This window comes from Saccharothrix tamanrassetensis, from assembly GCF_014203665.1.
GTDB lineage: Bacteria > Actinomycetota > Actinomycetes > Mycobacteriales > Pseudonocardiaceae > Actinosynnema > Actinosynnema tamanrassetense.
Window position 1 is genome coordinate 245,004 of record NZ_JACHJN010000011.1, and the last position, 26,759, is coordinate 271,762.

Annotated in this window: 15 protein-coding genes; 7 read left to right on the forward strand and 8 right to left on the reverse strand. The window is 73.0% G+C overall.

Annotated features, from left to right (window positions below; translation table 11 throughout):
* The first annotated feature begins 164 nt into the window (after positions 1-164).
* Entirely contained in the window at positions 165-3,176 is a 3,012-nt protein-coding gene (locus FHS29_RS30385; protein WP_184696555.1) for a M36 family metallopeptidase, read from the forward strand.
* Between the two features lie 107 nt (positions 3,177-3,283).
* Here FHS29_RS30385 and FHS29_RS30390 read toward each other — a convergent pair whose 3' ends face one another.
* From FHS29_RS30390 to FHS29_RS30420, 7 genes are all read right to left on the reverse strand, one after another.
* Positions 3,284-3,496, reverse strand: coding sequence for a hypothetical protein (locus FHS29_RS30390; protein WP_184696556.1), 213 nt, complete (start codon positions 3,494-3,496; stop codon positions 3,284-3,286).
* Positions 3,497-3,633: 137 nt separating this feature from the next.
* Positions 3,634-7,152 carry an AfsR/SARP family transcriptional regulator gene (locus tag FHS29_RS30395; protein WP_246441000.1) on the reverse strand — a complete coding sequence of 1,173 codons (3,519 nt, stop codon included), beginning with the start codon at positions 7,150-7,152 and terminating at the stop codon, positions 3,634-3,636.
* A gap of 201 nt (positions 7,153-7,353) precedes the next feature.
* A complete protein-coding gene (locus FHS29_RS30400; protein WP_184696557.1) occupies positions 7,354-10,038 on the reverse strand; it encodes an ATP-binding protein in 2,685 nt (894 codons plus the stop codon).
* Positions 10,039-10,188: 150 nt separating this feature from the next.
* Positions 10,189-10,713, reverse strand: a complete 525-nt coding sequence (locus tag FHS29_RS30405; protein WP_184696558.1) for an MOSC domain-containing protein — start codon at positions 10,711-10,713, stop codon at positions 10,189-10,191.
* Positions 10,692-11,195, reverse strand: a complete 504-nt coding sequence (gene msrA / locus FHS29_RS30410) for a peptide-methionine (S)-S-oxide reductase MsrA (RefSeq protein WP_184696559.1) — start codon at positions 11,193-11,195, stop codon at positions 10,692-10,694. The genes FHS29_RS30405 and msrA overlap by 22 nt, the downstream gene beginning before the upstream one ends.
* A gap of 166 nt (positions 11,196-11,361) precedes the next feature.
* Positions 11,362-12,654, reverse strand: coding sequence for an ArsB/NhaD family transporter (locus FHS29_RS30415; protein WP_312865173.1), 1,293 nt, complete (start codon positions 12,652-12,654; stop codon positions 11,362-11,364).
* A 2-nt stretch (positions 12,655-12,656) separates the two neighbouring features.
* Complete coding sequence (locus FHS29_RS30420; RefSeq protein WP_184696564.1) at positions 12,657-13,124, reverse strand: CBS domain-containing protein; 468 nt, start codon at positions 13,122-13,124, stop codon at positions 12,657-12,659.
* 547 nt (positions 13,125-13,671) lie between these two features.
* Here FHS29_RS30420 and FHS29_RS30425 point away from each other — a divergent pair.
* The 3 genes from FHS29_RS30425 to FHS29_RS30435 all read left to right on the forward strand — a co-directional run bounded on the left by FHS29_RS30425 (position 13,672) and on the right by FHS29_RS30435 (position 18,208).
* The gene (locus FHS29_RS30425) at positions 13,672-14,313 is read left to right on the forward strand and encodes a peptidoglycan-binding protein (RefSeq protein WP_184696567.1); all 642 of its coding nucleotides are present in this window, start codon (positions 13,672-13,674) and stop codon (positions 14,311-14,313) included.
* 8 nt (positions 14,314-14,321) lie between these two features.
* Complete coding sequence (locus tag FHS29_RS30430) at positions 14,322-16,631, forward strand: zinc metalloprotease (RefSeq protein ID WP_184696569.1); 2,310 nt, start codon at positions 14,322-14,324, stop codon at positions 16,629-16,631.
* 611 nt (positions 16,632-17,242) lie between these two features.
* A complete protein-coding gene (locus tag FHS29_RS30435) occupies positions 17,243-18,208 on the forward strand; it encodes a hypothetical protein (RefSeq protein ID WP_184696571.1) in 966 nt (321 codons plus the stop codon).
* A 194-nt stretch (positions 18,209-18,402) separates the two neighbouring features.
* Here FHS29_RS30435 and FHS29_RS38325 read toward each other — a convergent pair whose 3' ends face one another.
* Positions 18,403-22,545, reverse strand: a complete 4,143-nt coding sequence (locus FHS29_RS38325) for a CHAT domain-containing protein (RefSeq protein WP_184696573.1) — start codon at positions 22,543-22,545, stop codon at positions 18,403-18,405.
* A 102-nt stretch (positions 22,546-22,647) separates the two neighbouring features.
* On the opposite strand from FHS29_RS38325, the gene FHS29_RS30445 reads away from it, so the two are divergent.
* The 3 genes from FHS29_RS30445 (at position 22,648) to FHS29_RS30455 (ending at position 26,740) form a co-directional block, all read left to right on the forward strand.
* Positions 22,648-23,280: a hypothetical protein gene (locus FHS29_RS30445; RefSeq protein WP_184696575.1), complete on the forward strand. Its 633-nt coding sequence runs from the start codon at positions 22,648-22,650 to the stop codon at positions 23,278-23,280.
* A gap of 3 nt (positions 23,281-23,283) precedes the next feature.
* Positions 23,284-24,417 carry an RES family NAD+ phosphorylase gene (locus tag FHS29_RS30450; protein WP_184696577.1) on the forward strand — a complete coding sequence of 378 codons (1,134 nt, stop codon included), beginning with the start codon at positions 23,284-23,286 and terminating at the stop codon, positions 24,415-24,417.
* 136 nt (positions 24,418-24,553) lie between these two features.
* Entirely contained in the window at positions 24,554-26,740 is a 2,187-nt protein-coding gene (locus tag FHS29_RS30455) for a vWA domain-containing protein (protein WP_184696579.1), read from the forward strand.
* Positions 26,741-26,759: the final 19 nt, after the last annotated feature.

A 26,759-nucleotide genomic window follows, 5' to 3' on the forward strand; every position in this document is an offset into this window, starting at 1 on the left:
AGCCGACGGGTGCCGGCGAACCCGTGGCGCGTCGCCGGTTTTCCACCCGACTCGTCGGGACGGCCCTGGGTGAGCCGTACGAACGGCCCTATCTTTCCGTTGCGCACTACCGGGAAGCTCGAACCACGTCGGATCTCGCACGGCTCGCAGAGAGGCGTTCACAGATGCGGAGACGGGCTTTGCGACGGGCGACGGCGCTCGCCGCGACAGGCGTGTTGGCGATCAGCCCCCTGGTGCCGGGGACGGCGTCCGCCACCCCGCACGGTGGCGGAACGTCCATCGTGCAAGGCGACACCTCAAGCGACGACGACATCGACAACCGGCCGGGGGCGGCGCGGCCGACCGATCGGCAGCTGGCGCTGGCGGGCGATCGCGGTACGACCGTCCGGTGGAACCGCTACGGCGCGCCCGCGACGTTGATCCCCCGCGCCGGGCTCCAGGCGCGCGTGACGGGAGACCCGGCGGCGGTGGCGCGCGGCTACCTGAGTGCCAACAGCGACGTGTTCGGCCTGACGCAGCAGAGCATCGACTCGATGGACGTGCTGGTGAACCGGCCGATGGGCCAGGGCTCGTACGTGATGCTGCGCCAGCGGTTCGGGGCCACGCCCTCGATCCTGGACGGTTTGGCGACGTTCGGCATCCGCGACGGCGTCGTGGTGTTCCTCAGCTCGACGTTGAGCCCCACCCGGGCGGACCCGGAGCCCGCGAGCCTCTCGCCGGACGAAGCCCTGGCCGTCGCGGGACTCGGCACCGCCACCCGGGTCACGTCGGGCGCGGTGCCCATGCCGGAGGGGCCGGCGCGGGCTGCCTACCAGGTCGTCCAGGTGGGGCCGGAGACCGGGTCGACCAGCTACGTGGACGCCCGGACCGGCGAGTTGCTGGTCCGCGAGGACCTGGTGGACCACGAGTCGGACAGCCACGGATCGCACAACGGCCGGCCCGACAACGCCCGGCCCGACGGCACCGGGTCCGACAACACCGGGTCCGACAACGCCCGACCTGACAACGCCGAGCCTGACAACGCCCGGCCTGACAGCAGCGGGTCGCGCAACGCCGACTGGGACGTGTTCCCGGCCAACCCGCCCGCCGACTACTCCTCGCGCGACAACCGCGTGCGGTGGTGCGCGGTGCGGGTGCGGGGCTGCGAGCGGTCCGTCCGCACCGCCGACCGAGGCGCCGCCTGGGACGTCGACCCCGTCACCGGGAAGACCAGCCAGACCTCGTCCGGCAACTCCGCCCGCGCCACCGAGAAGTGGGACGACCTGGCCGGTGGGACGGTCGGCACCCGGACCTCGGCGGCCCGGCCGGACCGGCACTACCGCTACCCGTGGACCAACCAGTGGCACGAGGAGCGCTGCGACCCGGCGGTCTTCTCCTCCCCGCAGCAGAACGACATCGACGCGGCGCTGGCCAACCTGTTCGCCATGCACAACCGCATGCACGACTGGTCGTACCACCTCGGCTTCACCGAGGAGACCTGGAACATGCAGACGGACAACGGCGACCGCGGCGGCCTCGGCGGTGACGCCGAGCGCGGCAACGCCCAGGCCGGCGGACGGGTGGGTGGAGCGCCGCCTTCGTTCCCGTCCCGCAACAACGCCAACCAGATCACGCCGCCCGACGGCGTCGCCCCGACGACCAACATGTACCTGTGGCAGCCGACGCCCGGCGCGTTCTACGGCCCGTGCGTGGACGGCGACTACGACATGTCCGTGATCGGGCACGAGTACGGCCACGCGATCAGCGGCCGGTTGGTCGCCGGCCCCGACAACGGCTGGTCCGGCGCGCAAGCGGGCGCGATGAACGAGTCGCACTCCGACCTGTTCGCCATGGAGTACCTGTTCGAGTACGGTTTTCGGCCGCGCGGCGACACGCGGTACGTCATCGGCGGGTACGTCACCGGGGACGCCAAGGCGGGCATCCGCAACTACGACATGAGCCGCAACTCGCTCAACTACAGCAACGTCGCCTACGACCTGGTGGGCCAGCAGGTGCACGCCGACGGCGAGATCTGGACCTCGACCAGCTTCGACGTCCGGCAGGCCATGATCGACAAGTACGGTCTGGGCACCTCGGAGACGCAGCGGGCGTGCGCGGACGGCAAGCGGCCCGTCGAGAAGTGCCCCGGCAACCGGCGGTGGGTGCAGCAGGCGTTCGACGCGTTGCTGCTCAACGCTTCCGGCGCGGTCAGCTACGTCGACATGAGGGACGCCACGCTGGCCGCGAACCAGGTCCGCTACGGCGGTGCGGACGTGCCCGAGCTGTGGGACGTGTTCGCCCGGCACGGTCTCGGGCGTGACGCGGCCAGCAACGGGACCAACGACGCGGACCCGACGCCGAGCTTCGCCTCGCCGCACGGGCGCAACGCGAAGCTGCGGCTGTCGGCGGTGGAGGGCGCACGGCTCTACATCGGCGACTACGAGGCCCGCACGCGTCCGGTGGCGGACACCGATCCGGCCACGCCGTTGCCCGACACGGTGGAGATCGTGCCGGGGACGTACGACTTCGTCGTGGTCGCGGACGGCTACGGCAGCACGCGGGTCCGGCGCACGGTCCGTGCGGAGGAGCACGCCACCATGCGGCCGTTGCCGACGCGCAACGTCGCCTCCCGCGCCCTCGGCGCGACCGCCACCGGCGACGGGGTGAACCTGGACAAGCTCATCGACGACACCGAGGCCACGAACTGGGCGTCGATCGGCTCGCCGGTCGCGGGCAAGGGCGTCACGGTGGACCTCGCGGGCGACCGCCCGCAGGTCGTCCGGCGGGTGCAGGTGAGCGCTCAGCTGCGCCCGGCGGTCGAACCGGACCCCGACCCGGGCGGGCAGAACCGGTTCACCGCGCTGCGCCAGTTCGAGGTCCTGGCGTGCAACACCGCCACCGGCTCGTCGTGCACCGGCCCGGCCGACTTCCGGGTCGCGTACACCAGCCCGGCGAACGCCTTCCCGGCCGACGTGCCCCGGCCGACCGCGCCGGACCTGACGCTGCGCTCGTTCCGGATCCCGGCGACCCAGGCCACCCACCTGAAGATCCGGGTGCTGACCAACCAGTGCACGGGGGCGCGGGAGTACGCGGGCTCGCAGCACGACGACCCGCGCTCGACCAGCGACTGCACCACCGGCAACCCGACGGCGGCGCAGACGGTGCGGATCGCCGAACTCCAGGCGTTCCGCTTCTGACACCACTGAGGTGTCCGTCCCCGTCGAGCTTCCCGCGACGGGGACGGACACCTCGGTCCGGCCAGCGAAGCCCGCAGCGGGTACGTGCCGCCCGCTCTGCCGGGAAGTCACCGGTCACGGCGACGCACGTGGTAGACGATCAGCAGCACGATGCACAGCACCGCCACCCCGCCCGCCGCCATGCGCGCCGTGAAGTCGATCCCGACCTGGGAACCCAATGAGTTGACCACTCCACTGGCCGCCAGCACGATCCACAACAGCGCGGGGACGACCACACCGCCGGGGCGGCGAACACGGTCCACATCAGTCCGGTTGCTCATGGCTTCGAACCTACGAATCCGGGACCTTCCCGACGATCCCCTCCACGACCCGACCGTGGTGGTGCCTGCACCACCACAGGGAGAATGTTCGTCGGAGCCGGACGAACGTGACTGAGTGCGCCGGTGCGCGTGGCCTATCAGCGGGTGCTGTCCGAGTCGGCTTTCTCGTCGGCCACGTCGTCGGCGGCGTCGTCGGGCTTGTTCTCGGCGGCGGCGTCGAGTCCGTCGAGCCGCTGCTGCAACCGTTCGGCGTCGAGGTCGCGGCCCTGCGCCCGGTACAGCTCCAACGCCTCCCGCCAGACCGTGCCCGCTTGGTCGTGCTGGCCGAGGGCGGCGTGGGACTGGCCGAGGTCGGTGAGCGAGTTGGCCAGGTTGGAGGTGTGGCCGAGGTCGCGGAACAGGACCAGGGACTGCCGGTAGTGGTGGATGGAATCCAGGTAGTGGCCGGTGTGGTAGGCGATGTAGCCCAGGCTGCCCAGGGTGTCCGCCGTCCCCTCCGGGTCCTGGTGCCGGCTCTGCAGCGCGAGCGCGGCACGGCAGTGCTCGCGGGCCTCGTCGTACCTGCCGAGTCGGGCGGCGTACCAGCCCACCGCGTTGAGCACGCGGGCTTCCCCCACCGGGTCGCCCAGCGTGCGGCAGAGTGCCAAGGAGAGGTTGGCGTGCTCCAGGGCCTTGCGGTCGTCCCCGCGCTGTTCCCACAGCCGCGAGAGTTCGTGGTGGATCGCGCGCTCGTGGCGCGCGGTGTCCAGGTCGTCGCCGTCCCGGCGGCCCCTGGCGAGGTCCAGGGCCTGGTGCACGTGCGCGTCCGCTTCGTCGTACCGCTCCAGTTCCGCGTAGGCACGGGCGATGATCCGGTGGGCCATGATCAGCCTGGTGCCGTCGTCGGGGTGGTCGCCGGTGAGAGCGGCCCGCCAGCAGGCGAGGTTGTCGTGGCGGTGGCCTCGCCACTCGTGGAAGGTGGTCATCGCCCGTGCCAGGTCCCACACCACCCGGGACCACCCGTGGGCGACCGCGGTGCGTTGCGCGGCGATCAGGTTGCGGTGCTCGGTCTCCAACCAGGCCATGGCCGCCGGGATGTCGGGCAACCGGTGGGGGTGGCCGCCTGCGGTGGGCGGTGGGAGCGGGACGACCTGGCGGTGCGGCGCCAGCTGCCGATCGGCGGCGAACGCGGTGTGCAGGTAGAAGTCGACCACCCGCCGCAGGGCCTCCTCGCGGACCTGTGCCGGCAGGTCGTCGGCGGTGACCGTGGCGTGGCGGCGGATGAGGTCGTGCATCCGGTACCGGCCGCGGGTGTCCTGTCCGACCAGTGACGCCTGTTCCAGTGCGCGCAACACCGCCCTGGTCTTCGGCGGGGGCAGGCCGGTGAGACCGGCGGCGGCGGACAGGCCGATGTCGGGACCGGGTGCGATGCCGAGCAGCGCGAAGGCGTGCGCCTGGTCGGGGGTGAGTGCGCGCAGGGACCAGGACAGCACGGTCGGCAGGCTGGCGGCCGGGTCGTCGCTGTCCAGGGCGTCCAGGCCCAGGTCGCGCAGCTCGGCCGCGAGGGCGGTCAGCGACAGCCGGGGACGGGTGTGGGCGTGCGAGGTGACGATGCTCAGCGCCAGCGGGAACCCACCGCACAGCCGGATCAGCTCGTCGGTCGCCGCGGGCTCCGCTTCGACGCGGGCGGCGCCGAGGCGGTCGGTCAGCAGGGCGTGGGCCTCGGCGTCGGACAGCACGTCCAGGGGCACGTGCCGGGCGCCGTGCCCGACGATCAGGCTGGGCAGCTGGTTGCGGCTGGTCACCAGTACCGCGCACGTCCCGCTGCCGGGCAGCAGCGGGGTGATCTGCGCGGCGTCGGCGGCGTTGTCCAGCACGACGAGCATCCGCTTGCCCGCCGCCAGGCTGCGGAACAACGCCGCCTGGATGTGCAGGTCCGCCGACAGCCGGGCGGGGTCGACGCCGAGGGCGTCGAGGAACCCGCGCACCGCCACCGCGGGCTCCATGGGTGCGCTGTCCGGGCTGAAGCCGCGCAGGTCCACGTACAGCTGCCCGTCGGGGAAGCGGTCGATGTTGCGGTGCGCCCAGTGCAGGGCCAGCCAGGTCTTGCCGATGCCTCCCGCGCCGGCGACGGCGGAGATGACCACGGTGGTGGCCTCGCCCGCCGTGGTGAGCGTGGTGTCCAGGCGGTCCAGCTCGTCGAGCCGACCGGCGAACGACGCGGGCGCGGCCGGCAACTGGCGTGGCACCACGGTCGACTCGCTGCCGCCGGCGGGCGCGGTGACGGGTTCCAGGGTGGGGTCGGCGGTGAGGATGCGCTGGTGCAGCCGTTGCAGCTCCGGACCGGGGTCGGTGCCCAGCTCGTCCGCCAGGCGCTCCCGGACCTGGCGGTAGTGCTCCAGGGCCTCGGCCGCCCGTCCGCCCCGGTACAGCGCCAGCATCAGCAACCCCGCCGACCGCTCGCGCAGCGGGTGCCCGGCCACCAGCGCCCGCAGCTCCGGCACCGCCTCGGCGTGCCGCCCGGAGCCGACCTCCGCCTCCAGGCAGTCCTCCAGCACCGCCAACCGCTCCTCGGCCAACGCCTCCCGGAGCGGCACCAGGCCGGGGGCCTCCACGTCCGCCAGCGGCTCGCCGCGCCACAGCTCCACCGCCCGCCGCAGCGACGCGGCGCGGTCGGCCTCGTCGACGTCGTCGCGCGCCCGGACGACCAGCGCGCGGAACCGGTGCAGGTCGACCCGTTCCCGGTCCACCCGCAGCAGGTAGCCGGGTGGCTTGTACGTCAACCGGACCGTCGGGTCCACGGCCAGCACCCGGCGCAGTTCCGACACGCACCCCTGCACCACGTTGCGCGCGGTGCGCGGCACGGCGTCGTCCTCCCACAAGGCGTCGACCAGCCGGTCCAACGACACGATCCGGCCGGCCTCCGACAGCAGCAATGCCAGCACGCAGCGCTGCTGCGCGCTGGTCACCGCGATCTCCACCCCGTCGTGCCAGACCGCTGTCGGCCCCAGCAACCCGAACTCCAGCCCGCCCGCGCGGGCCGGCTCGTCACCGGCGTGCACGAGGCGGTCGAGCACCGTCGGGTCGGCGGGACGGGGGTGGTCGGGCAGCGCGATCCACGCGGTGTCGCGGACGTCCTCGTCCGCGATCGCCTCGGGCCGGAAGGTGGCCGGGTCCAGCACCGCGGAGTGGCGGACGACCTCGTCGAAGACCCAGCCGGACACGATCAGCGCGAGCACGCCGGGCGAGTCGGCCAGGGCCTGCCGGAGCGCTGCGGCGTCGAGCAGCCGGAAGGCGGTCGTGAGCGCGGTGGAGGTGACGCCGTGGGCGTCGAAGGCGACCTCGCCGGCGTGCACGGCCATCCGCAGCCGGGTCCGTTGCTCGGGCGGGCCGGTCGCGTTGTGCTCCCGCAACCCCCGTGCCAGCGCCTCGGGCACCACCTCGACCACGGGCGCTTTGGGCACGTCGGGCGGCACCAGGACGAACACGCTGTCGCCGCGGTCCTCGTGGTAGCAGTCCTCCCACCGGACCCCGGCCGTGCCGAGGGCTTCCGCCAAGACCCGGTACAGGCCCGCCCGGGTGCCCAACTGGTGGGGCAGCGTCCGGCTCGGGTCGCCGAAGCCCTCGACGTCCACCACCACGATCGTGCGGTGGACCGCCCGACCCGAACCCGCCATCCCAGCCCTCCAGAAGAGCCCGCGCGGAGTGCCGATGACCAGAGTTCTACCGGCGGGCGGTCCGCTGTCGCGAGCCATCCGACCCACGTCCCCCGTTCAACCGCGCAGTCCACCCGACCGGCCGAGTTCGGGCGGATCCCGCCGACCCGGCCCGCACAATCCGCGACCGCCCCCGTCTCATACCGCCCACGCGACTCGTCGTCACTGGCCGAGGGCGAGGTCGGCGGCGTTGTCGAGGTCGTCGAGCTGTTGCCGAACGCGCTGGGCGTCGACCTCACGTTCTTGCGTTCTGTACAGATCCAGAGCCTCCCGCCACACCGCGCGGGCCTGCTCGTGCCGGCCGAGAGCGGCGTGGGGGTGACCGAGGCGGTCGAGGGTATCGGCGGCCTTGGTGGCGATACCAAGGGTGCGGTAGAGGTTGAGGGCTTGCTGGTAGTGGTGGGTGGCCCGGTGATGGTGGCCGGTGCGGTGCTCGATGTATCCCAGACTGTCGAGAGTGTCTGCCTCACCTTCGGGGTGGCGGTGGCGTCGGTGCAGGGCGAGGGCGGCCTGGCAGTGGTCGCGGGCGGTGTCGTACTCACCCGACAGGGCGGCATACCAGCCCACATCGTTGAGCACGACGGTTTCCCACATCGGCTGGTCGAGGCCGCGGAACAGGTCCAAAGCGTGGCCGGCCTGCTTCAGTGCCTGCCGGTTGTCCCCCTGAAGCTCCCAGACCCGCGCGAGGGCGCGGTGGGTGTGGGCTTGTTCGATGCGGTCGTGGTGTTCGGTGGCGAGGGCTTGGTGCAGGTGGACGACGGCCTGCTCGTGCTGCCCCAGTTCGGTGTGAGCGCGGCCGAGGAGCCGGTGAGCGTGGGCGCGGGTGGCGGGGTCGGCCAGGTGGGTGGCGGCGTCGGTGGCGGCCTGCCACACGGCCAGCGCGTCGTGACGGTGCCCCTGCCGCAGCTGGAAGGTGCCCAAGGTCCAGGCCAGATCCCACACGGCCTGATGGCGGTCATGGCCGGTGGCGGTGTGTTGGGCGGCCAGCAGGTGGGCGTGGTGGGTGTCCAGCCAGGCCAACGCGGCCGGGCGGTCGGACAGCGGGTGCGGGTGGGTGCCGGGAGCGGGCGGGGCAAGTCGGATCGGCGTGCGGTGGGGGTCCAGGAGGCGGTCGGCGGTGTGGGCGGCGTGCAGGTAGAAGTCCACAACACGCTCCAGCGCGGCCCGCCGCACCGGCTCCGACAGGTCGTCGTGAGCCGTGACCGCGGCGTAGGCGCGGACCAGGTCGTGCATCGCGTATCGGCCGCGCGGGCGCCGGTCGAGCAGGGAAGCACCCTCCAGAGCGCGCAGGGCCTTGCGTGCTTCAGCCGGAGGTAGACCGGTGAGGGACGCGGCGGCGGACAGGTCGATGTCCGGACCCGGTGCGATCCCCAACAGCGCGAGCACCGTCCGCTGCTCGTCGGTGAGCCGGCGCAGGGACCAGGACAGCACGGTGGGCAGGCTGGCGGCGGGATCGTCGTCGTCCAGCATGTCGAGGCCCAGGTCGCGCAGCTCGGCGGCGAACTCGGCCAGTGGGACCTGCGGGCGGGTGGCGGCGTGGCGGGCCGTGATCGCCAACGCCAGCGGGTAGCGCCCGCACAACTCGATCAGTTCGCCGGTCGCCTCGGGTTCGGCGGCCACCCGCCCGTCTCCGAGGCGTTCGCTCAACACGGCACGGGCCTCCCCTGGGGAGAGGACGTCCAGTTGCACGTGGCGGGCGCCGTGCCGGTCGATCAGTGAGGCGAGCTTGGTGCGGCCGGTGACCAGGACCGTGCACGTGGGAGTGCCGGGCAGCAAGGGGACGACCTGGTCGGTGGTGGCGGCGTTGTCCAGCACGATCAGCATCCGCCTGTCCGCGACCAGGCTGCGGTACAGCGCCGCCTGGGCGTCCGGGTCGACCGGGAGGCCGCCGGGGGCGATGCCCAGGGCGTCGAGGAACCCGCGTACCGCGGCCGCCGGCTGCAGAGGTGAGCTGTCGGGGCTGAAGCCGCGCAGGTCGACGAACAACTGCCCGTCGGGGAAGCGGTCGGCGTGGCGGTGGGCCCAGTGCAGCGCCAGCCAGGTCTTGCCGATGCCGCCCGCACCGCCCAGCGCGGAGATCACCACCGCCGTCCCCGTGGCGGGGTCGGCGTCGGCGGCCGTCAGGGCGCGGTCCAAGGCGGCCAGGTACTCCTCCCGGCCGACGAACGGTGCCGGCGCGCCGGGCAGTTGCCGGGGCGTCACGCCGCTGCCGTCGGCTGCGGCCGGGTTCGCCGGTCGGTCGGGCACGCCCTGGTCGGCGGGGTGGGGATGGTCGGGCAGGGCGATCCAGGCGGTGTCCCGGAACTCCTTCACCTCCACCGGCACCGGTCGGAAGGTGGCCGGGTCGAGCACAGCGGACTGGCGGACGACCTCGTCGAACAGCCAGCGCGACACGACCAGCGCGACCAGGCCCGGCGACCGCGCGAGCGCCTGGCGCACCGGCGGCGCGTCCAGCAGCCGGAAGGCCGTCGTCACCGCGGTCGAGGTGACGCCGTGGCGGTCGAAGACCACCTCACCGGCGTGCACCGCCACCCGCAGCCGGGTGCGCTGCGCAGCCGGGCTGGTGTCGTTGTGCGCCCGCACCGCCTCCACCAGTGCCCCCGGCAGCACCTCCACCAGAGGTGCCTTGGCATGGCCCGGCGGGACCAGCACGAGCACGCCGTCGCCGCGGTCCTCGTGGTAGCAGTCCTCCCACGGCACCCCGGCCGCGCCCAGGGCCTCGGCGACCACCCGGTACAAACCCGCCCGCGTGCCCAGCTGGTGGGGCAGCGTGCGGCTCGGGTCGCCGAAACCCTCCACGTCCACCACGACGATCGTGCGGTGCACGGCCTGAGCGGAACCCACCATCCCAGCTCTCCAGGGCAGCCTGCCGGGTGTGCCGAAGGAGCCCGGTCTACCGCACGGCAGGCCGTCGTCCGCCCCGACCCGGCACACGTATCGCCCGATCGGCCGCACAGTTCCACTCGCCCGGCAGACCCACCGACCTCCGCCGACCCGTCAGGTGACCAGGGCCACCGGCCCCGGGCGCAGCAGCCCGTCGTCGAGCGGGACGCACCGCACTCCCCCGCGCCCGCGAAGTGCCTTGAACGCTCCCGGCGCGATCACGGCGTCCATCCACGCGCACGGGTTCGCCGGCCGGTGGGCCTCGAACCGCACCGGGCCGTCGCCGGAGTCCAGGCTGAACACGTCGTGCCGGGCGAGCCGGTCCACGGCGAACCCGCGCAGCACGATGTTGCGCCGCACGACCAGCGGGCTCGGCACGGCGGCCAGTCCCAGGTCGTCGGTGATGTCGTCCAGCGCTTCGACGGCGAAGACCGTGACGGCGGCCCGGCGGTGCGCGGCGCGGTTGAAGTACCGGTCGCCCACCAGGCCGAGGCCCGCCCGGACCACGACGTGATCCCGCGAGACCGGCTCCGGGTCGGGTCGTGGTCCGTCGCTCGGCCGTCCTTCGTAGGCGTGCACGGGCGAAACGTGCAGCGCCACGATCTCCGCGGTCGCGCTCAACGCTCGCCGAGCTGCCACTCGGGTCGGACGTAGTGGCAGGTGTACCCGTTCGGGTAGTTCTCCAGGTAGTCCTGGTGCTCCGGCTCGGCCTCCCAGAAGTCACCGGCCTGGGTGACCTCGGTGACGACCTCGCCCGGCCACTTGCCGGACGCGTCCACCGCGGCGATGGTCGCCTCCGCGACCTGCTTCTGCTCGTCGCTGTCGTAGAAGATCGCCGAGCGGTAGCTGGTGCCGATGTCGTTGCCCTGGCGGTCGCGCGTCGTCGGGTCGTGGATCTGGAAGAAGAACTCCAGGACCTGCCGGTAGCTCAGCCGCGCCGGGTCGAACACGATCTCGATGGCCTCGGCGTGACTGCCGTGGTTGCGGTAGGTCGCGTTGGGGACGTCGCCGCCCGTGTAGCCGACCCGGGTGGAGATGACGCCCGGATGGCGGCGGAACAGGTCCTGCATGCCCCAGAAACAACCACCCGCGAGGACAGCCTTCTCGGTCACAGTAGCCATGTGGTCGCTCCGCTCTCAGTCTGGTCGATGCCCACCAGGGTGAACGCCCTCGGGGCGCCGTGTCATCCCGGCGCGACTGTGACCCACGACGACCTGCCGGTTCTCCGCGCGTGAGCGCGCCGTGGGTGTCGGGCCGGCGGCTGCTCCGGAACGCCGGCACCGGTGGCTACGCCAGTAGGAAGTAGCGCAGCCACAGGTAGGGCGCCGCCAGCAGGATCGACAGGCCGGCCACCACGATGCCGTAACGGGTGAACTGCCAGAAGCTGATCGGTGTGCCGTTGCGTGCCGCCAAGCCGAGCACGACGACGTTGGCGCTGGCGCCGACCGCCGTGGCGTTGCCGCCCAGGTCCGCGCCCAACGCCAACGACCACCACAGCGACTCCGCCTGCGGCGTACCACCCTGCGCGGCGACGAGTTCACCGACGATGGGCGACATGGTGGCCACGTAGGGGATGTTGTCCACGATGGCCGAGAGCAGCGCGGAGATCACCAGCAGCGCCATCACCGCGAGCAGCGGCTCCCCGCCGACCGCGTCCGCCAGCGCGCGCGACACCTCGCCGATCACCCCGGTCTTCACCAGCGCGCCGACCATGACGAACAGGCCCATGAAGAAGACCAGCGTCTCCCACTCGACGTCGGCGATGGCCTGCTCGGTGGTCACCTTCGACACCAGCACCAGCAGACCCGCGCCCAGCAGTGCCACCACCGACGGGTCCACGTGCAGCGTGCTGTGCAGCACGAACCCCGTCAACACCAGCGCCAGCACGACCAGGCTCTGCACCAGCAGCGTCCGGTCCCGGATCGCTTCGCGTTCCGAGAGCGCCATCACCTCGGCCACGCGCTTCTCGTCGTAGCGGAACGCATCGCGGAACAGCCACCGGCACACCACCACGAAGACCGCCATCAGCACCACCACGAACGGTGCCAGGTGCACCAGGAAGTCGTTGAACGACAACCCCGACCGACTCGCGATGATGATGTTCGGCGGATCACCGATCAACGTCGCCGTGCCACCGATGTTGGACGCCATCACCTCCGCGATCAGGAACGGGATCGGGTTGAGGCCCAGCCGGTCGCACACCAGGAACGTCACCGGCGCGATCAGCAGCACCGTGGTGACGTTGTCCAACGCCGCCGACGCCACCGCCGTGATCACCACCAGCATGACCAGCATCGCGTAGGGCCTTCCCCCGGCACGCTTGGCCGCCGCGATCGCCAGGTACTCGAACAGGCCGGTCTGCTTGATCACCCCCACGATGATCATCATGCCCAGCAGCAGGAACACCACGTTCCAGTCCACACCCGCGTCCAGCGAGTGGAACGCGGTCTCCCCGTCGGTGAGCCCCAACGCGAGCATCAACGCCGCGCCACCCAACGCGGCGGCGACCCGGTGCACGCGCTCGGTCGCGATCAGGACGTACGCGCCGACGAACACCACCACCGACAGGACCTGGCTCACCGTCATGCGCGCGGCTCCGACGCGTTCAGGATGACCTCCAGCAGATGCGACGCGGTCACGACCCCGTGGATTTCCTCGTCGTCGGACACCACGATCAACGGCGTGCGGAGCCGCGCCATCGTCGCGGCGCACTCCAGCACCGTCGCCTCACCCGACACCATCGGCAACTCGTACCGCTTCTCCTCGGGCGGCAGCACTTCCTTCACCGACCGACCCGACAGGTTGCGCAGGCACACGTCCGCGCCACCCTGCTCGTCGTACACCCGCGCCAACGACGGGTCCTCCTGCACGTAGCCCGGCACGCTGAACCGCAGCACCTGCGACCCCGGCAACACCGTCACCGGACGACCCTCCCCGTCCACCACCACCACACCCGGCCGCCGCTGCTCGGCGATCAACCGCGCCGCCGCCAACGCGTCGTCGGTCAACCGGACCAACGGGTAGTCCTCGACAAGATCACGAGCACGCATATCGACACCCCCGACAGGATCGTGTGGGCACGGTCACAGCTGCACTAGCATCGGGCCACTGACGGCACACCGCTCACGAGGTGTTCGCGCATGTCCGGTCTGGTAACCGCACTCCTGCTGGTGGCGGGGTTCGTCGTGGTCGCCCTGGTGCTCCGCGCCATCGAACGACGCTGACGAGGCGGCCGAGGTGGCGGCCGAGGCGTCGCCGCCGTGGTGCTGCGTGCCCGGAGAGCACGGTTGTGAGTCGCCGTCATGTCGCCTCCGGTCGTCGCGAACGCGTCCTACATCGCCGACCAGGCTTCCCGGCACACCGCGCGGAACAGTACCGATGACCGTCAGGATCCGCAGCCCGACGACATTCCCGAAAAGAATTCACTTCTCATCGGTCCATTCGGCCGAACGCCTTCGCGCCGTCAGGAGGGTTTTCCGATCCGATTCCGGAAAGGCACCGCCGTCCCCGTTTGGCCGCGCCCAACTCGGGTAATGGTCCAGACCATCACCCGGCCGTGGTCCGACCGGCCGGGCCAACCGACGAACGGAGCGACGGATGAGCGAAGCGAACCTGCCCCCGCTGTCGATCGACGAGCTGGCCGCCGAGGGCGGCACGGCGTTGCCGGACAAAGAGGTGTACTCGCTGCTCGACCTGAACGTCGACCTGGACCTCGGTCTCGACCTGGCCGCGCCGATCGGCCTGGCCGTGGCGGGCAACGTCAACGTGGCGGCCCCGATCGACGCCGCCGTCGGCGCGAACGTGCTCTCCGAGGGGTCCACCGCGCAGGCCCTGTCCGACCAGGGCGTCGCGATCCAGCAGGGCATCACCGGCGAGGCGTTGGCGAACTCCGACCAGGACAGCGCCATCGACCAGGGCACGAACCCGACGCCGCCGCCCGCGGGCGGGACCGCCCCCGCCGTCCAGGTGCCGCCGACCGACACGGCGTCCGCGCTGGAGGGCGGCCTGCTCAACGTCGACGTCAACCTCGCGGCCGACCTGGACCTGGCCGCGCCGATCAACGGCGCCGTGGCCCTCAACGCCAACGTGGCCGCCCCGATCGACGCCGCGGTGGCCGCGAACATCGGCTCGGCCGGCTCCGAGGCGACCGCGGTCGCGCAGCAGGACGCGATCATCCAGCAGACCATCGACGGCACCGCCGAGGCGAACGCCGCGCAGAGGTCCGACATCGACCAGTGAGCGATCCCATGAGCGTGTCAGGGAACAGCCCGGCCGGGCGGGGTGCGACCACCGCACCCCGCCCGCCCGGGGCGGAACGGGACGTGCCGCACCGCGCGCGGGGCGTCGAACTGATCGGAGAGCTGCGCGACTCCGGCTACCGCCGCCCGCCGGCCCTGGTGCGCCGTGCCGACGGCCAGGTGCTCCAGCTGACGCCGCTGCTGTACCGGGTGCTGCAGGCCGTCGACGGGCGTGCCGACCACGCGGAGATCGCGGGCACGGTCGGGCGGGCCGTCGGCCGTCGGGTGAGCGCGGACGACGTGCGCGTGCTGCTGGAGACCAAGCTGGCGCCGCTCGGCGTGCTCACGCTGCCCGACGGCACGCAGCCGGAGCACCGCAAGGCCGAACCGCTGCTCGGGCTGCGCCTGCGCCGCGTGGTGACCGAGCCCGCGGTGACCAGGCGGATCACCGCGCCGTTCGCCCGGCTGTTCCACCCGCTGGTGGTCGCGGCGGCCCTGGTGGCGTTCGCGGCGGTGGCCTTCTGGGTGCTGTTCGAGAAGGGCCTCGCGGGCGCCACCCACCAGGCGTTCCACCAGCCCGCACTGCTCCTGCTGGTGTTCGCGGTGACGGTGGTCTCGGCCGGCTTCCACGAGTTCGGGCACGCCGCCGCCGCCCGGTACGGCGGTGCGACCCCCGGCGCGATGGGCTTCGGCCTGTACCTGCTGTGGCCCGCCTTCTACACGGACGTGACCGACAGCTACCGGCTCGGCCGGGCCGGGCGGCTGCGCACCGACCTCGGCGGGCTGTACTTCAACGCGCTGGTGGCGGTCGCCGTGTACGGCGTCTGGTGGCTGTCCGGCTGGGACGCCCTGCTGCTGGTGGTGGCGACCCAGATCGTGCAGATGGTGCGCCAGCTCGCGCCGATGGTCCGGTACGACGGCTACCACGTGCTCGCCGACCTGACCGGTGTGCCGGACCTGTTCCGGCACATCAAGCCCACGCTCCTCGGCCTGCTGCCGCACCGCTGGGGCAAGCCGGAGTCGAAGGTGCTCAAGCCGTGGGCACGGGTCGTCGTGACGACGTGGGTCCTCGTGGTGGTGCCGCTGCTGCTGGCCGGCATGGCCCTGGTGGTGCTGGCCTTCCCCCGCGTGGTGGCGACGGCGTGGCAGGGCGTCGGCGAGCAGTGGCGGTCCGCGAGCGGGGCGCTGGGCGACGGCGACCTGGCACTCGTGCTCGTGCGGGTGCTCTCCATCGCCGCGATCGCCCTCCCCGTGCTGGGCATCGGCCTGCTGCTGATCCGGCTCGTCCAGCGGACGTGCAAGCGTGTCTGGGCGTCCACCGACGGAAAGCCCGGACGACGCGCGCTCGTCGTGCTGTGCGGACTGGCCGTCGTCGCGGGGCTGCTGTGGGCGTGGTGGCCGAACCCCGAGCGGTACCGGCCGATCCAGCCCCAGGAGCGCGGAACGGTGGCCGACGCCGTACCCGGCATGGCGGCGGGCCCCGGGCCCGTCCCGCCGGCGACGACGCCCGTCGCCGAGACCGCGACGACCCGGACGGCCTGGCCCGCCGGGGCACCCGTGCCCACGAAGGACAAGCCGGTGCTGGCGATGGTCCTCGTGCCGGTCGACGGGCCGGCCGACGCACCGACGTGGGTCTTCCCGTTCGACCGCCCGGAACCGCCGGGACCGGGCGACAACCAGGCGCTGGTGGTCAACACCACCGACGGTGCGGTGCGCTACCAGGTCTCCTTCGCGCTGGTGTGGGAGACCGACGGCGTGGTGGACAACAGGAACGAGGCGTACGCGCTGGCCTCGTGCCGCGACTGCACCACCGTGGCCGTCGCGTTCCAGGTCGTCCTCATCGTCGGTCAGGCGGACGTGGTGGTGCCGGAGAACATCGCGGTCGCCGTCAACCACTCGTGCGTGGCGTGCGTGACCTACGCGCTGGCCTCGCAGCTCGTCGTCAGCCTGCCCGCGGACCTCAGCCCGCAGGCGAAGGCGAGGCTCGAGGAGGTGTGGGCCCGGCTGTCCAGGCTGGCGCAGGACGTCCCCGGCATGACGGCCCAGCAGATCCAGCAGGCGCTGGAGAACGCCAAGGCCCAGATCCTGGACGTGTTGCGAGAGGAGGGTGTCCCGCTGCCCCAGCAGCCCACCACCACGACGACAGCACCGCCCACGACGACCACGGAGACCTCGCGGGCGACCACCTCGTCCGGAGTTCCCACGACGACGACCACGACGACCACGACGGTGACGCCGAGCAGCCCCACGACCACCACGGCACCGCCGTCCGAGAGCACGACGGCCTCGCCGTCGCCCAGCGCGCAGCCTTCGAGCTGACCGCTCCGGGCGGTGCGCACGGTCCGAGAAGTCCGGAGTCGGTCGCGACCGGTATGCGGGACGACGTCCCGATCCCGATCCGACCGGCTCCGGACTCGCTTATCACGATAATTGCGGAATCAGTTTTCCGGAGCCGGTCAATACCCGGAAGCCGGCGCAACCCGATCGGAGTACCCGCCGCGATCGTCGGCCCGGGCCGCGAGTCGAACGCGAGAATCCCTCCGATACCTGCGAACCGCGGCGACACCACCGATTCCGCACCGGTCACCGACCAGCGCGAACACCCCGCAGTCGGCTGGGCCATGCGAGTGAACTGCGAGAACGGCCCACCGCGCATCGGCGGCGCGGCTATTCGATGATCGTCATCACCGGTCACCGGGAATCCTTCGCACTTGTCCTCGACTCGTCCGTATCGGCTACCACAGCCCGCCGTTGAACCAGCGGTCGATAACGATACGATGCCGCGACCGGATGGCGTAACGTTGCTCGCCGTACAGTCGATGAAGGCATCAACCATGACCGATCGAATTCACGGACGCAGAATGTCGCCACATATCGACAGCACCCCGGTCCGCACCTATTCACCCGGCGATGGTCGACGCGGAGGCCGCATGACCGTGCAACCCGACCTGCTGCTCAGCGAGCTGAGGGCCCTGTGCCGCGGGCCCGGCATGCAGGCGCCCGCGATCGACCGCCAGGTCGGCCCCGCGTTGCAGGAGGTCTGCGGCATCACCGGCGCGGACGGCGCGGAGACCGTGCGCAACAAGATCCGCGCCTGGGTCGACGGGATCGTCGAGCGGTTCCCGCTCGACCTGCGGCTGACGGTCACCGCTCCCCTGGCGCTGCACGAGGGGGCGCAGTACCGCTTCCTCAACGAACGCGTCGACTGGCTCGCCGCGCAACAGGAACGCGGCGCGCGCACGATGCGCCGCCGGATCGACGAGGGCCTCATCAGGCTCGTGGAGGCGGCATTGGACGCCACGCCGCAGCCGGCGCCGCGGTCCCGGGAGGACGGCTGGCGCGTCTCGGACTTCGAAGCCGTGCTCCGGCTGGACGGCACCACGCCCAGCTGCACGGAACGGCGCACGCTCGTGGCCGACTGCGACGGGATCGACCGCATCACCTGGTCGATCTCGATCCCGGCCGCCACCGGGGACGGCGCGCCGGCGGACCTGGACGTGGAGGTGCTGCACGGGGTCGAGCTGCTCTCGACCGAACGCCCGTCGCCCCGCCGGTTCCTGCTGCACCTGAAGCTGCCCCGCACGCTCCGCGCGGGCGAGGCGCACCGGTTCTCCCTGCACGTCCAGGTGCCGGAGGGGCAGCCGATGCGCCCCACCTACGTGTTCTGGCCGGAGCGGCCGTGCGACCACTTCAACCTGGTCGTGCGGTTCCCGTCGACGGCGCTCCCGGCGTCGGTCTGGCGGGTGGACGGCGCGTTCCACCGTGACATCGACGACCTCGCCGAAGGCCGGGACCTGGTGCGCCCCAACGGTATCGGCGAGGTGGAGGTGGACTTCTCGGGTCTGCGGCCCGACCGCGGGTACGGCATCCAGTGGCGGCCGGCCGACACCGGGTGACCGCGTGCGGTTGCGCACGCCCACGGACGGGGTGGTCGGTCGTGTCGTCGGTGCTGTCGATGGAACCGGTGCGCGACCGACTGCCCGCGCGAACAGCCCGGTCCGGGTAGACGGCTCCGCCCGTGCATGCCGGTCAGCGGTCCGACGCCGAACCCCTTGCGGTAGCGGGGAAACCGGCCGGTGGTGCCCACGTCTCACCAGCCGTGGTGGGTGAACGCCGCCCAGTACTCCGGGCGCGTGAGGTCCACCGCGCGGACCCGGCCCGCCTGGTAGGGCGGCATGCCCTCGATCGGCGAGCGCCACGGGTCCAGCGCCCACAGCTGCGCCGCCCGCAGCGCGTCACGCGGTCTCGTGCCGCGCCGCAGTTCGGCGTGCAGGACGCACGTGATCAGGCTGGTGGCCAGGTCGTCGACCTCCCACCGGGTGCCGACCACCCCCGTGGCCCCGGCTTCGACGAACGCGTTGGCCAGCGTGAGCGCCTCGTCGTGCACGACCTCGGTGACATCGCTGCGGCACGCCGCCAGCACGACCAACCCGCCCAGCGCCGCGGACGGGCGGGCCCTGGCCCGGCGCAGGACGCGGTCGACGGACAGCGCCTCCCCGTCCGCGAGGCGCAGGAACGACTGCTCCGGTGTGGCGCCGCTGCGGGCGTGGCACCCGACGTGCGCCACCGAGGCCGTCGGGATGGCGTTCAGCACTTCCTCCGACGTGCCGACGCCGGTGAACGGCACGCCGTCGACCTCGGTGCCGTAGAACCGCCCGTCCGGGTAGCAGCGGTGCAGGAACTCGGCCTCGAAGACGGCGGACCTCAGGTCGACGTCCGGGTCGGCGAGCAGCACGACCGGCGCCTCGCCGAGCGGCCTGCGCCGGCGGCCCGCCAGGTCGCAGAACTGCCGCGCGGAGGCGGCGTAGGAGAACACCGCCTCGCGCACCGCCAGCCGCTGCCCCTCGCGGGCGGCGTGCCAGGGCACGTCACCCAACATCCCGATCGGCACGAGCACCGGTCTCGCCGCCGGCCCGAGGTGGTGGAGCAGCGGTCCGATGGCCGCGTCCCACGCCCACTCGCACAGCGGTTCGAGGTCCGCCGCGGGTCGCGCGCTCTCCACGAGTGCGGGCAGCGGCAGTTCCCGCACCGCGCCGTCCGCCATGACGAGGAGGGCGCACCCGCGGTGTCCGTCCCGTCCCGGCAGCAGGTAGACCAACGCGTCGGACTCCATGGCGCGCAACGCCCCCGCGATGGCCAGCGCGGCGGGCGGGGCGAGCAGGTCACCCTGGCCGGCCAGCGCGGTGAGGACTTGGAACCTCAGGTCGCTGGGCGCGAAGTCCATCGCCATGTCGATCCCGGCCGGCGGGGGCGTCTCCACCGACGCCGCGTGCCGCCACTGCGCGGCCAGGTCCCCGTGCCCGGCCCGGACGAGCCGGGTGGCGACGTCCGCCGTCACGCCGGTCCCGCCCAGGACCAGCCCCCGGCCCGCTTCGACCGCCTGGACCGCCTGCTCCGGCCGGCCGGCGGCCAGGCACCGCATCGCCACCACGACCGACCGGCCGGCGGCATCGGCCGCGTTGCGCATCCCGTGCTCGTCGACCTGCTGGAGCAGGACCGTGCGGCTGCGGCTGCGCAGCGACTCGAACCCGATCGCGATCGCCCGGTCGACGTCACCCGCCCGGCCGCGCTGCCAGCAGGCGTCCGCGAACTGGTCCAGGTGGGGCGCGGCCTCGACGTGCAGCCCCCAGTCGCCGGGCAGCTCGGCCAGCCGGTCGAGCGCGCGGTCGAGGGCGAAGTCCTGGCCGCCCGCGACGTGCCAGGCGAGCCAGCTCGACGCGATCGCCAGCGTGGCCGACGCCCGCTCCCCGTCCGGTACCCCGCCCGTGCCCGAGACCTGTTCCAGCCGGGTCAGGCCGTCCTCGAAGACCGGCCACGCGTTCCCCATCGCACCGGCCAGCGCCAGCGTGAAGCCCGCGCCGGACTGCATCCGGGCCCACAGCGCCGATCCCGGCCGCGTCAACCGGACGCACCGGTCGAACTGCTCGGCGGCCCGGGTGATGAGCAGCGGGTCGGAGGTCGTCTGCGCGTGCCGGATCAGCGCCTGGGCGTAGGCGTTGTGCTGGTAGGCGATCTCCAGGTGGTCGGCGGGGGCACCGGTGCCGGCGCGGGCGAGGACGGCTCCCAGGGCGGCCTCGGCGTCCGCGACCTCGTCACCGGTGCTCGAGGCCGCCCGGCCCGCGCCGCGCGCCCGGCGGAGCAGGTCGAGCACCCCGGCCTCGGTGACCTGGCGGCCTGGTCCGCGCACGCGCACGCGTTCGAGCAGGGCTCGCAGGTGGGCGATCGCCGCGTCCAGGTCGTGGTGGTCGCCGACGACGCTGAAGCGGTCGACGAGCATGATCGCGAGCGTGAACCGCACGTCGTCGTGCTGCGGGTCGTCGGGCGTCAGCAGGGACAGCGCGCGCCGGCAGTGCCGGACCGCGGCGGTCATGCCGCCCGCCCGCCGGTCCTCCACCCACACCATCACCTCGATGAAACCGAGCGCCTGGAGCAGCACCGCCTTCACCACCCGGTCCAGGTCCTCCTCGTCCACGACGCGGACCAGCGCGGCCCTTGCGTGCACCGGGGAGTCGGCGTGCCCGCCGCCCCGCGTGCACGCGGCGATCACCGCCGCGGCGAAGAGGGCCAGGGTGGTGAGGAACAGCGGGTGGCCGTCGCCCATCCGCCCGATCACCGCGTCGAGCTCCGCCACGGCCCGGCCCAGCAGTTCGGGCTCGTCGTGCAGCTGACCCAGTTCCGAGCGCAGGTAGCCCGACTGCTGGTGCAGCACCACGTCCAGCGGGTCGCCCTCCGGCAGCAGCGCCCTCGCCTCGTCCACGGCGGCGATCGCGCCGCGCAGGCCGCGTTCCCGCTCGACGGCGGGCACGGCCGGGTCGTCACCGCTCCGGTCGGCCCAGAGGAGGGCGATCGCGCTCGCGACGTCCGCGTCCCGCCGGTGCGCGTGCTGCTGCCGCAGCCAGTCGAGCAGCTCGGAGCGCAGCCGTGGCGGGAAGTCCCGCAGGAGCGCCAGCGGTGACCAGGCGGAGGTCGCGCCGGGCGTGCGGCCGGTGACCGCCAGGACGCCGAGCAGGCCCAGCAGCGCCAGGTGCGTCCAGTCGAACGGGACGACGTGCCGGGCCGCCCGCCTGAGTTCGGCGACGGCCGCCGGCACCGCGTCGGGGCTCCGGGTGGCGAGCGCGCGTTCGGCCGAGGCGAAGGCGCGCAGGGCCAGCAGCGTCGGCCGGTCGGGTACCGCGGTCGGGTCGGCGGCGAGCATGGCGTCGACCAGGCCGAGCATCTTCGGCACGTCCGCCGCGCCCGGCCGTGCGCGCAGGGCGTACGCCTCGAAGAGCAGGGTGTGCACTTGTCCGTCCACAGCGGACCGACCGGCCACCGCCGACTCCAGGTACGCCACCACGTCGTCCACCTCGGCGGGGTGCTCCTTCGCGCGGTCGAGCAGCAGTTCGCCCACCAGCGCGGACGACGCCGTGCCGAGCCGGCGGAACAGCCCGATCGCCTCGTCCCGGTCGTCCCGGTCGGCCGTCTCGTCGTAGCGCCAGGCCAACGCCTCCGCCAGGTCGAGCGCGGCGCGGTCGTCGGCGCTCGCCAGCGACCGGAACATGCGGATCGCCTCGTCCTGCTCGGCCCGCGCGTCCGCGGTGAACCCCGGTTCGTCCACCGACGCGCGGAACCAGTGCACCCGCGCCTGCTCCAGCAGGACCTCGGCCCGCTGCGGGTCGTCCAGGCCCAGGTGCCGCAACGCCCGGTCCAGCACCCGCTGCGCCTCGTCCAACCGGCCGGCGGTGGCCGTGCCGTGCCGGCGCTCGCAGCGGAACCGCTCGACCAGCGCCAGGCCGAGCAGCGAGTCGACCACGCCCCGTTCCGGGTCGGTGAGCGCCCCCGCCGTCAGCTCGCGCAGCACCGCGACCGCCTCCACCAGGTGGCGGGCGTCGTCCGCGGGAGCGGCGTTGTACTGCTGCAACAGCAGGTTGGCGAGGTCGGTCCGCAGCTCCACCTCGTCGTCGTGGACCACCAGCTGCCGCAGCTCGGCGACCGCGCCGTCCAGGTCGCGCACGTCGCCGCCGGCCAGGTGCCGGTTGCGGTACACCCACACCCGGATCAGCCGCGCGGTGAACCACTCGCCGCAGCCCTGTTCGACTTCGGCCAGGACGGCATCCGCCAATTCGCGGGCTTCGTCCAACCCGCCCAGCGCGGCGCGCGCGTCGAACGGGACGACCTCGGTCGCGCGGGTTTCGAAATCCGTGAGCAGTTGTTCGGCCCGTCGCAGCTGGGCGGCGACATCGTGGTCACTCACCGGTATTACGATACGGTCCGGCGGTGCGTTCTCCGGGAATGGCTGAAAAGTGACAACTTTCTGGCCGGTTCGGACCGCGCCGTTCCGCGAGAGGATGTCGGCATGGCGATCCACGACATCCTCTCCGCCTTGGTCGACCAGTGGGAACGCGTCAGCGCCCGGCTCGACGAGCGGGGCCGGGCCGTGTTGCGCGGACTCGTCACCGCGATGGCCGACGCCGGCACGGCGGACGCGCGCAAGGCCGGCGCCCGCCGGATCCTGCACCTGCTGCTGACCCGGCTGCCCGACGACCCGGTGCTGGACGCGGGCGACGGGCCGGTCCGGAGGTCGGCCGACACGCTGGACGTCGACCGGGCGCTCGCCCGGCTCGCCACCCACCTGCACACCCTGGGCAGCGGACCGCGGACCGCCGAGGAGAAGGTGCTCGCCGGCAGCTGGGAATCGGCGTTCGACCTGCGCAGGCGGGGCGTGGACCCGGACCTGCCGGACCTGATCCGGCTGCGCCGGCCGGCGGGAGGCTGCGCGGTGCCGGGCTTCCAGCTGGACGCTCAGGGGCAGCCGATCCCGGTGGTGCTCCGGGTCAACCGGGTGCTCGGCGCGTGGCAGGACCCGTGGGGCGCGGCGGACTGGTGGCTCAACGCCAACGTCTGGCTGCGCGACCCGCCGTCCACGCTGATCGGCAACACCCCCGACGACCTGCTGGTGGCCGCCGCCACCGCGGCCGTGAGCGGGTGAGCGTTGGCCTTCCACGCACCGCCGCGGGCGCTGGAGCGCATCCCGACCCGGGTGGTGCTCCAGGCGGGCACCGTGCTGCGCCGGGTCCACCCGGCCACGCTGCGGGCGCACCAGCCCGACCGGCCGCAGTCGAGCGTCTTCGGTGGCGGCGGGCGGTTCGACGCCACCACCGGGTGCGGCTACCGGACGTTGTGCGCGTCGGCGGCGCCGGAGACCGCGATCGCGGAGCGGTTCCTCCGGGAGTTCGCGGCGACCCCCGGCGAGGAGCGCTACCTGCTGCGCAAGGCGCTGCGCGGCCAGGTGCTCTCCGACCTGCGCACCACCGCGGACCTGTCCCTGATCAGGCTCACCACCGCGCAGGACCTCGCCGCCGTGCACCAGGACGCCTGGCTGATCACCTCGCGCGCCGACGACTTCCCGGCGACCCGCGAGTGGGCCGCGTGGCTGCACGACCGGGTCACGTGGGCGGACGGCATCCTCTGGCAGTCCGTGGCGGACATGCCCAGGGACACCGTCGTGCTGTTCGAGGACCGCTTCCTGGCGGCGGGCCCCGTGCAGGAGCCGCCGGGCGCGGCCGGTCGGGCGCTCGACGCGCCGGAGCACCGGCAATGGCTCGCCGACCTGCTCGAACCGTACGGGGTCCGCACCCGCCCGCCCGAGCCGCGGGCGTTCGAGTACTTCATCAACTACCGCACCGGCGACGGCGACGACGCCGCCCGCCTGGTGCACAACGAGTTGAGCCGGCGGCTCGGCGAGGCCGCGGTGTTCCGCGACGTGTGCTCGATCCCGCACGGCGAACCGGACTTCGAACGGGTGCTGGTGGAGGCGGCCCGGGGGTGCGGCCACCTGCTGCCGATCATCGGGCCGGACTGGGAGTGGGGGCGGGCGGGGCCGGCGCGCGGGCACCCCGGCGATCCGGACGACTGGGTGCGGCGGGAGATCCTCGAGGCGCGGGCGGCCGGCGCGCGGATAGTGCCGATCCTGGTCGGGAACCGGATGGCGCTGCGCGCGGCCGACCTCCCGGAGCCGCTGGCGTTCCTCGCCGGCACGCAGTTCCTGCACCTTCCCCGCGGATTCTCCGAACCGGATGTCGCGGTGCTCGTGGACAAGCTGCTGGCCGGACGAAATGACAACTAATTGGCCCGTCTTTGGCCAATTTAATCCGGTCCGCGAAGGCATGATGGCAGTCGACACACCGATCGGGTGATACAGCCGGACATTGCCCGACGGCCGGTCGTCGTCCTCGTTTGTGCCAGCTAACGGAGGTGGCTCGTTGGCCACTCGATCCATTCCGCTCGCGGTGGTCGCGTTGGGCCTGTCGCTGCTCGTGCCGGCCTCCGGCGCGAGCGCGGCCGAACCCGAGGTGCAGCCGGTCCACATCGTCGTGCTCGTCGACCAGTCGGGCAGCATCTCGCCCGAGGACATGGCGCGGGAGAAGGAGGCGGCGGGCCTCATCGCCCAGGCCGAGTTCTCGCCCCGGTCGACCGTGGCGATCATCGGCTTCGGCAGCGACAGCGGTGGCGTTCCCCCGGTCGACGTGGTGTGCCCGCCGACCACGGTGGCGGGCGGGGTCGAACGCCGGCAGCTCACCACCTGCGTGGAGAAGCTGCGGATCAGGGAGCGCGGCAAGGGCGACGGCACCGACCACGCCGAGGCGCTGGGCCACGCGCTGTCGACGCTGCCCAAGGACGCGGGAGACCAGCCGAAGATCGTCTTCCTGCTCACCGACGGCAAGCTGGACGTCAGCGACAGCGAGCGCTACGGCGTCGGCAAGTCGCCGGACCAGCGCAACGCGGCGGCGCGCGACGTGATCGCCGAGCGGCTGCGCGCCGCGCAGCGGGACAAGGTGCAGGTCTGGCCGCTGGGCTTCGGCAACGTCGACGCGGCGCAGCTGGAGGAGTTCGCCCGCAGCGGCTACCAGGGCTCGTGCGGCACCGCGACGCCCACGCCCCGGGCGACGATCGTGAACGGCTCCGCCGACGTCGACGACGCCATCTTCGGCTCCTACAGCGCGGCGCGGTGCGCGGCGGGCAGCAAGGTCGAGAAGCACACGCTGCCCGCCAACGGGACCACCGAGGCGACCGTCGACATCCCGGCGATCGCCACGGACGGGTCCATCATCGTGATCAAGCACGACCCGCGGGTGGGCGTGGAGTTCGTCCGCCCCAACGACGAGGTCGCCCCGAAGGAGGGGTCCGCCGGCGGGTCGCGGTACCAGGGCAGCGGTCAGGACGGCGCGGTGGAGTCGCTGCGGATCGTGGACCCAGAACCCGGCCGGTGGAAGGTCCGGATCAGGTCGGCGGACGGCGTGCCGGAGCAGAGCGTCAGCACCGCCGTGACGTGGCAGGGGGCCGTGCAGGCGTTCATCGAGCCGGACTCGTCCTCGCTGAGCGCCGGGCAGCCGGTCAAGGTCTCGGTGCGGATGCGCACCCGGCGGGGCCCGGTGGTGGACGCGGGCCTGGTGCAGGGCCTCAGCTTCCGCGCGGAAGTCGCCGGCGAGGGGTTCCAGGCCGAGATCCCGCTGACCGACGACGGCACCGGCAGCGACCCGACGGCGGGCGACGGCACGTTCACCGGCAGCACCACCATCCCGGCCGGGGTGACCGGGTCGCTCCGGTTCACCGGCCACGTCACCGGCATCGGGATCAGCGGCGACCACCCGGTGGCGAACGCGACCGTGGCGGTCGGGCCGGCACCGGTGCGCGCGGCGGCCGTGATGCCGAACATCCACGACGAGGTGGCCCCCGGCGGGTCGGTGACCAGGCGCGTCACCGTCACCAACAGCACCGGCGCGCCGAAGCGGGTGCGGGTGCGGCTGGTCCAGGAGGACGGGCACCCGATCACGGTCGCGGGTGCCGTCCACGAGGCCCCGGCCGGGAACAGCGGGTTCGACGCCCGGCTGGACTTCGGCGGCGACGTGCCCGAGGGCGTGGTCGTCGGGACGCTGGTGCTGGTCGACGACGAGCAGCCCTCGGTGGAGTACGAACGGCTCCCGTTCGTCGTCACGGTGGACAAGCCGCCGCCGTGGCTCTGGATCGGGCTCGGCACGGCCGCGCTGGTGCTGCTCGCCGCGCTCGGGCTGTGGGGGCTGGCGTGGCGACGCGCGCGCGACCTGCACGGCCTGCGGATCGAGGCGTTCTACGGGTCCGGCAACGGTTTCCTGCCGGTGATCACCGAGCACACCCGGTCCGTCAGCTTCACCGTCGCGGTGGAGAAGGGGGTGCCCGTGCTGCGCGCGGCCGGGCCGGCCGACCCGGAGCGGTGCCGGCTGCGCCGGGTCGGCCGCGGGTTCCGCCTCGACGCGCCGTTCGGCGAGGTGCCGCCGTTCGGGTTGGGGCAGCCGCAGGACATCGGGCAGGGGCTGGCGATCCGCGTCACCGACGAGGCGGAGTACGCGGGCCACCAGCAGCACGTCGAGGAATCCGCGCCGATCACGTCGGCTCCGGACCCCTATCTCTGAACGCGTTGGCAGGAAGGGA

What these genes read in the sequence shown, in the direction of transcription:
- FHS29_RS30385 (WP_184696555.1), top strand. Translation starts at nt 165, where the DNA reads ATGCGGAGACGGGCTTTGCGACGGGCGACGGCGCTCGCCGCGACAGGC.
- FHS29_RS30390 (WP_184696556.1), bottom strand. Translation starts at nt 3,496, where the DNA reads ATGAGCAACCGGACTGATGTGGACCGTGTTCGCCGCCCCGGCGGTGTG.
- FHS29_RS30395 (WP_246441000.1), bottom strand. Translation starts at nt 7,152, where the DNA reads ATGGCGGGTTCGGGTCGGGCGGTCCACCGCACGATCGTGGTGGTGGAC.
- FHS29_RS30400 (WP_184696557.1), bottom strand. Translation starts at nt 10,038, where the DNA reads ATGGTGGGTTCCGCTCAGGCCGTGCACCGCACGATCGTCGTGGTGGAC.
- msrA (WP_184696559.1), bottom strand. Translation starts at nt 11,195, where the DNA reads ATGGCTACTGTGACCGAGAAGGCTGTCCTCGCGGGTGGTTGTTTCTGG.
- FHS29_RS30420 (WP_184696564.1), bottom strand. Translation starts at nt 13,124, where the DNA reads ATGCGTGCTCGTGATCTTGTCGAGGACTACCCGTTGGTCCGGTTGACC.
- FHS29_RS30425 (WP_184696567.1), top strand. Translation starts at nt 13,672, where the DNA reads ATGAGCGAAGCGAACCTGCCCCCGCTGTCGATCGACGAGCTGGCCGCC.
- FHS29_RS30430 (WP_184696569.1), top strand. Translation starts at nt 14,322, where the DNA reads ATGAGCGTGTCAGGGAACAGCCCGGCCGGGCGGGGTGCGACCACCGCA.
- FHS29_RS30435 (WP_184696571.1), top strand. Translation starts at nt 17,243, where the DNA reads ATGACCGTGCAACCCGACCTGCTGCTCAGCGAGCTGAGGGCCCTGTGC.
- FHS29_RS30445 (WP_184696575.1), top strand. Translation starts at nt 22,648, where the DNA reads ATGGCGATCCACGACATCCTCTCCGCCTTGGTCGACCAGTGGGAACGC.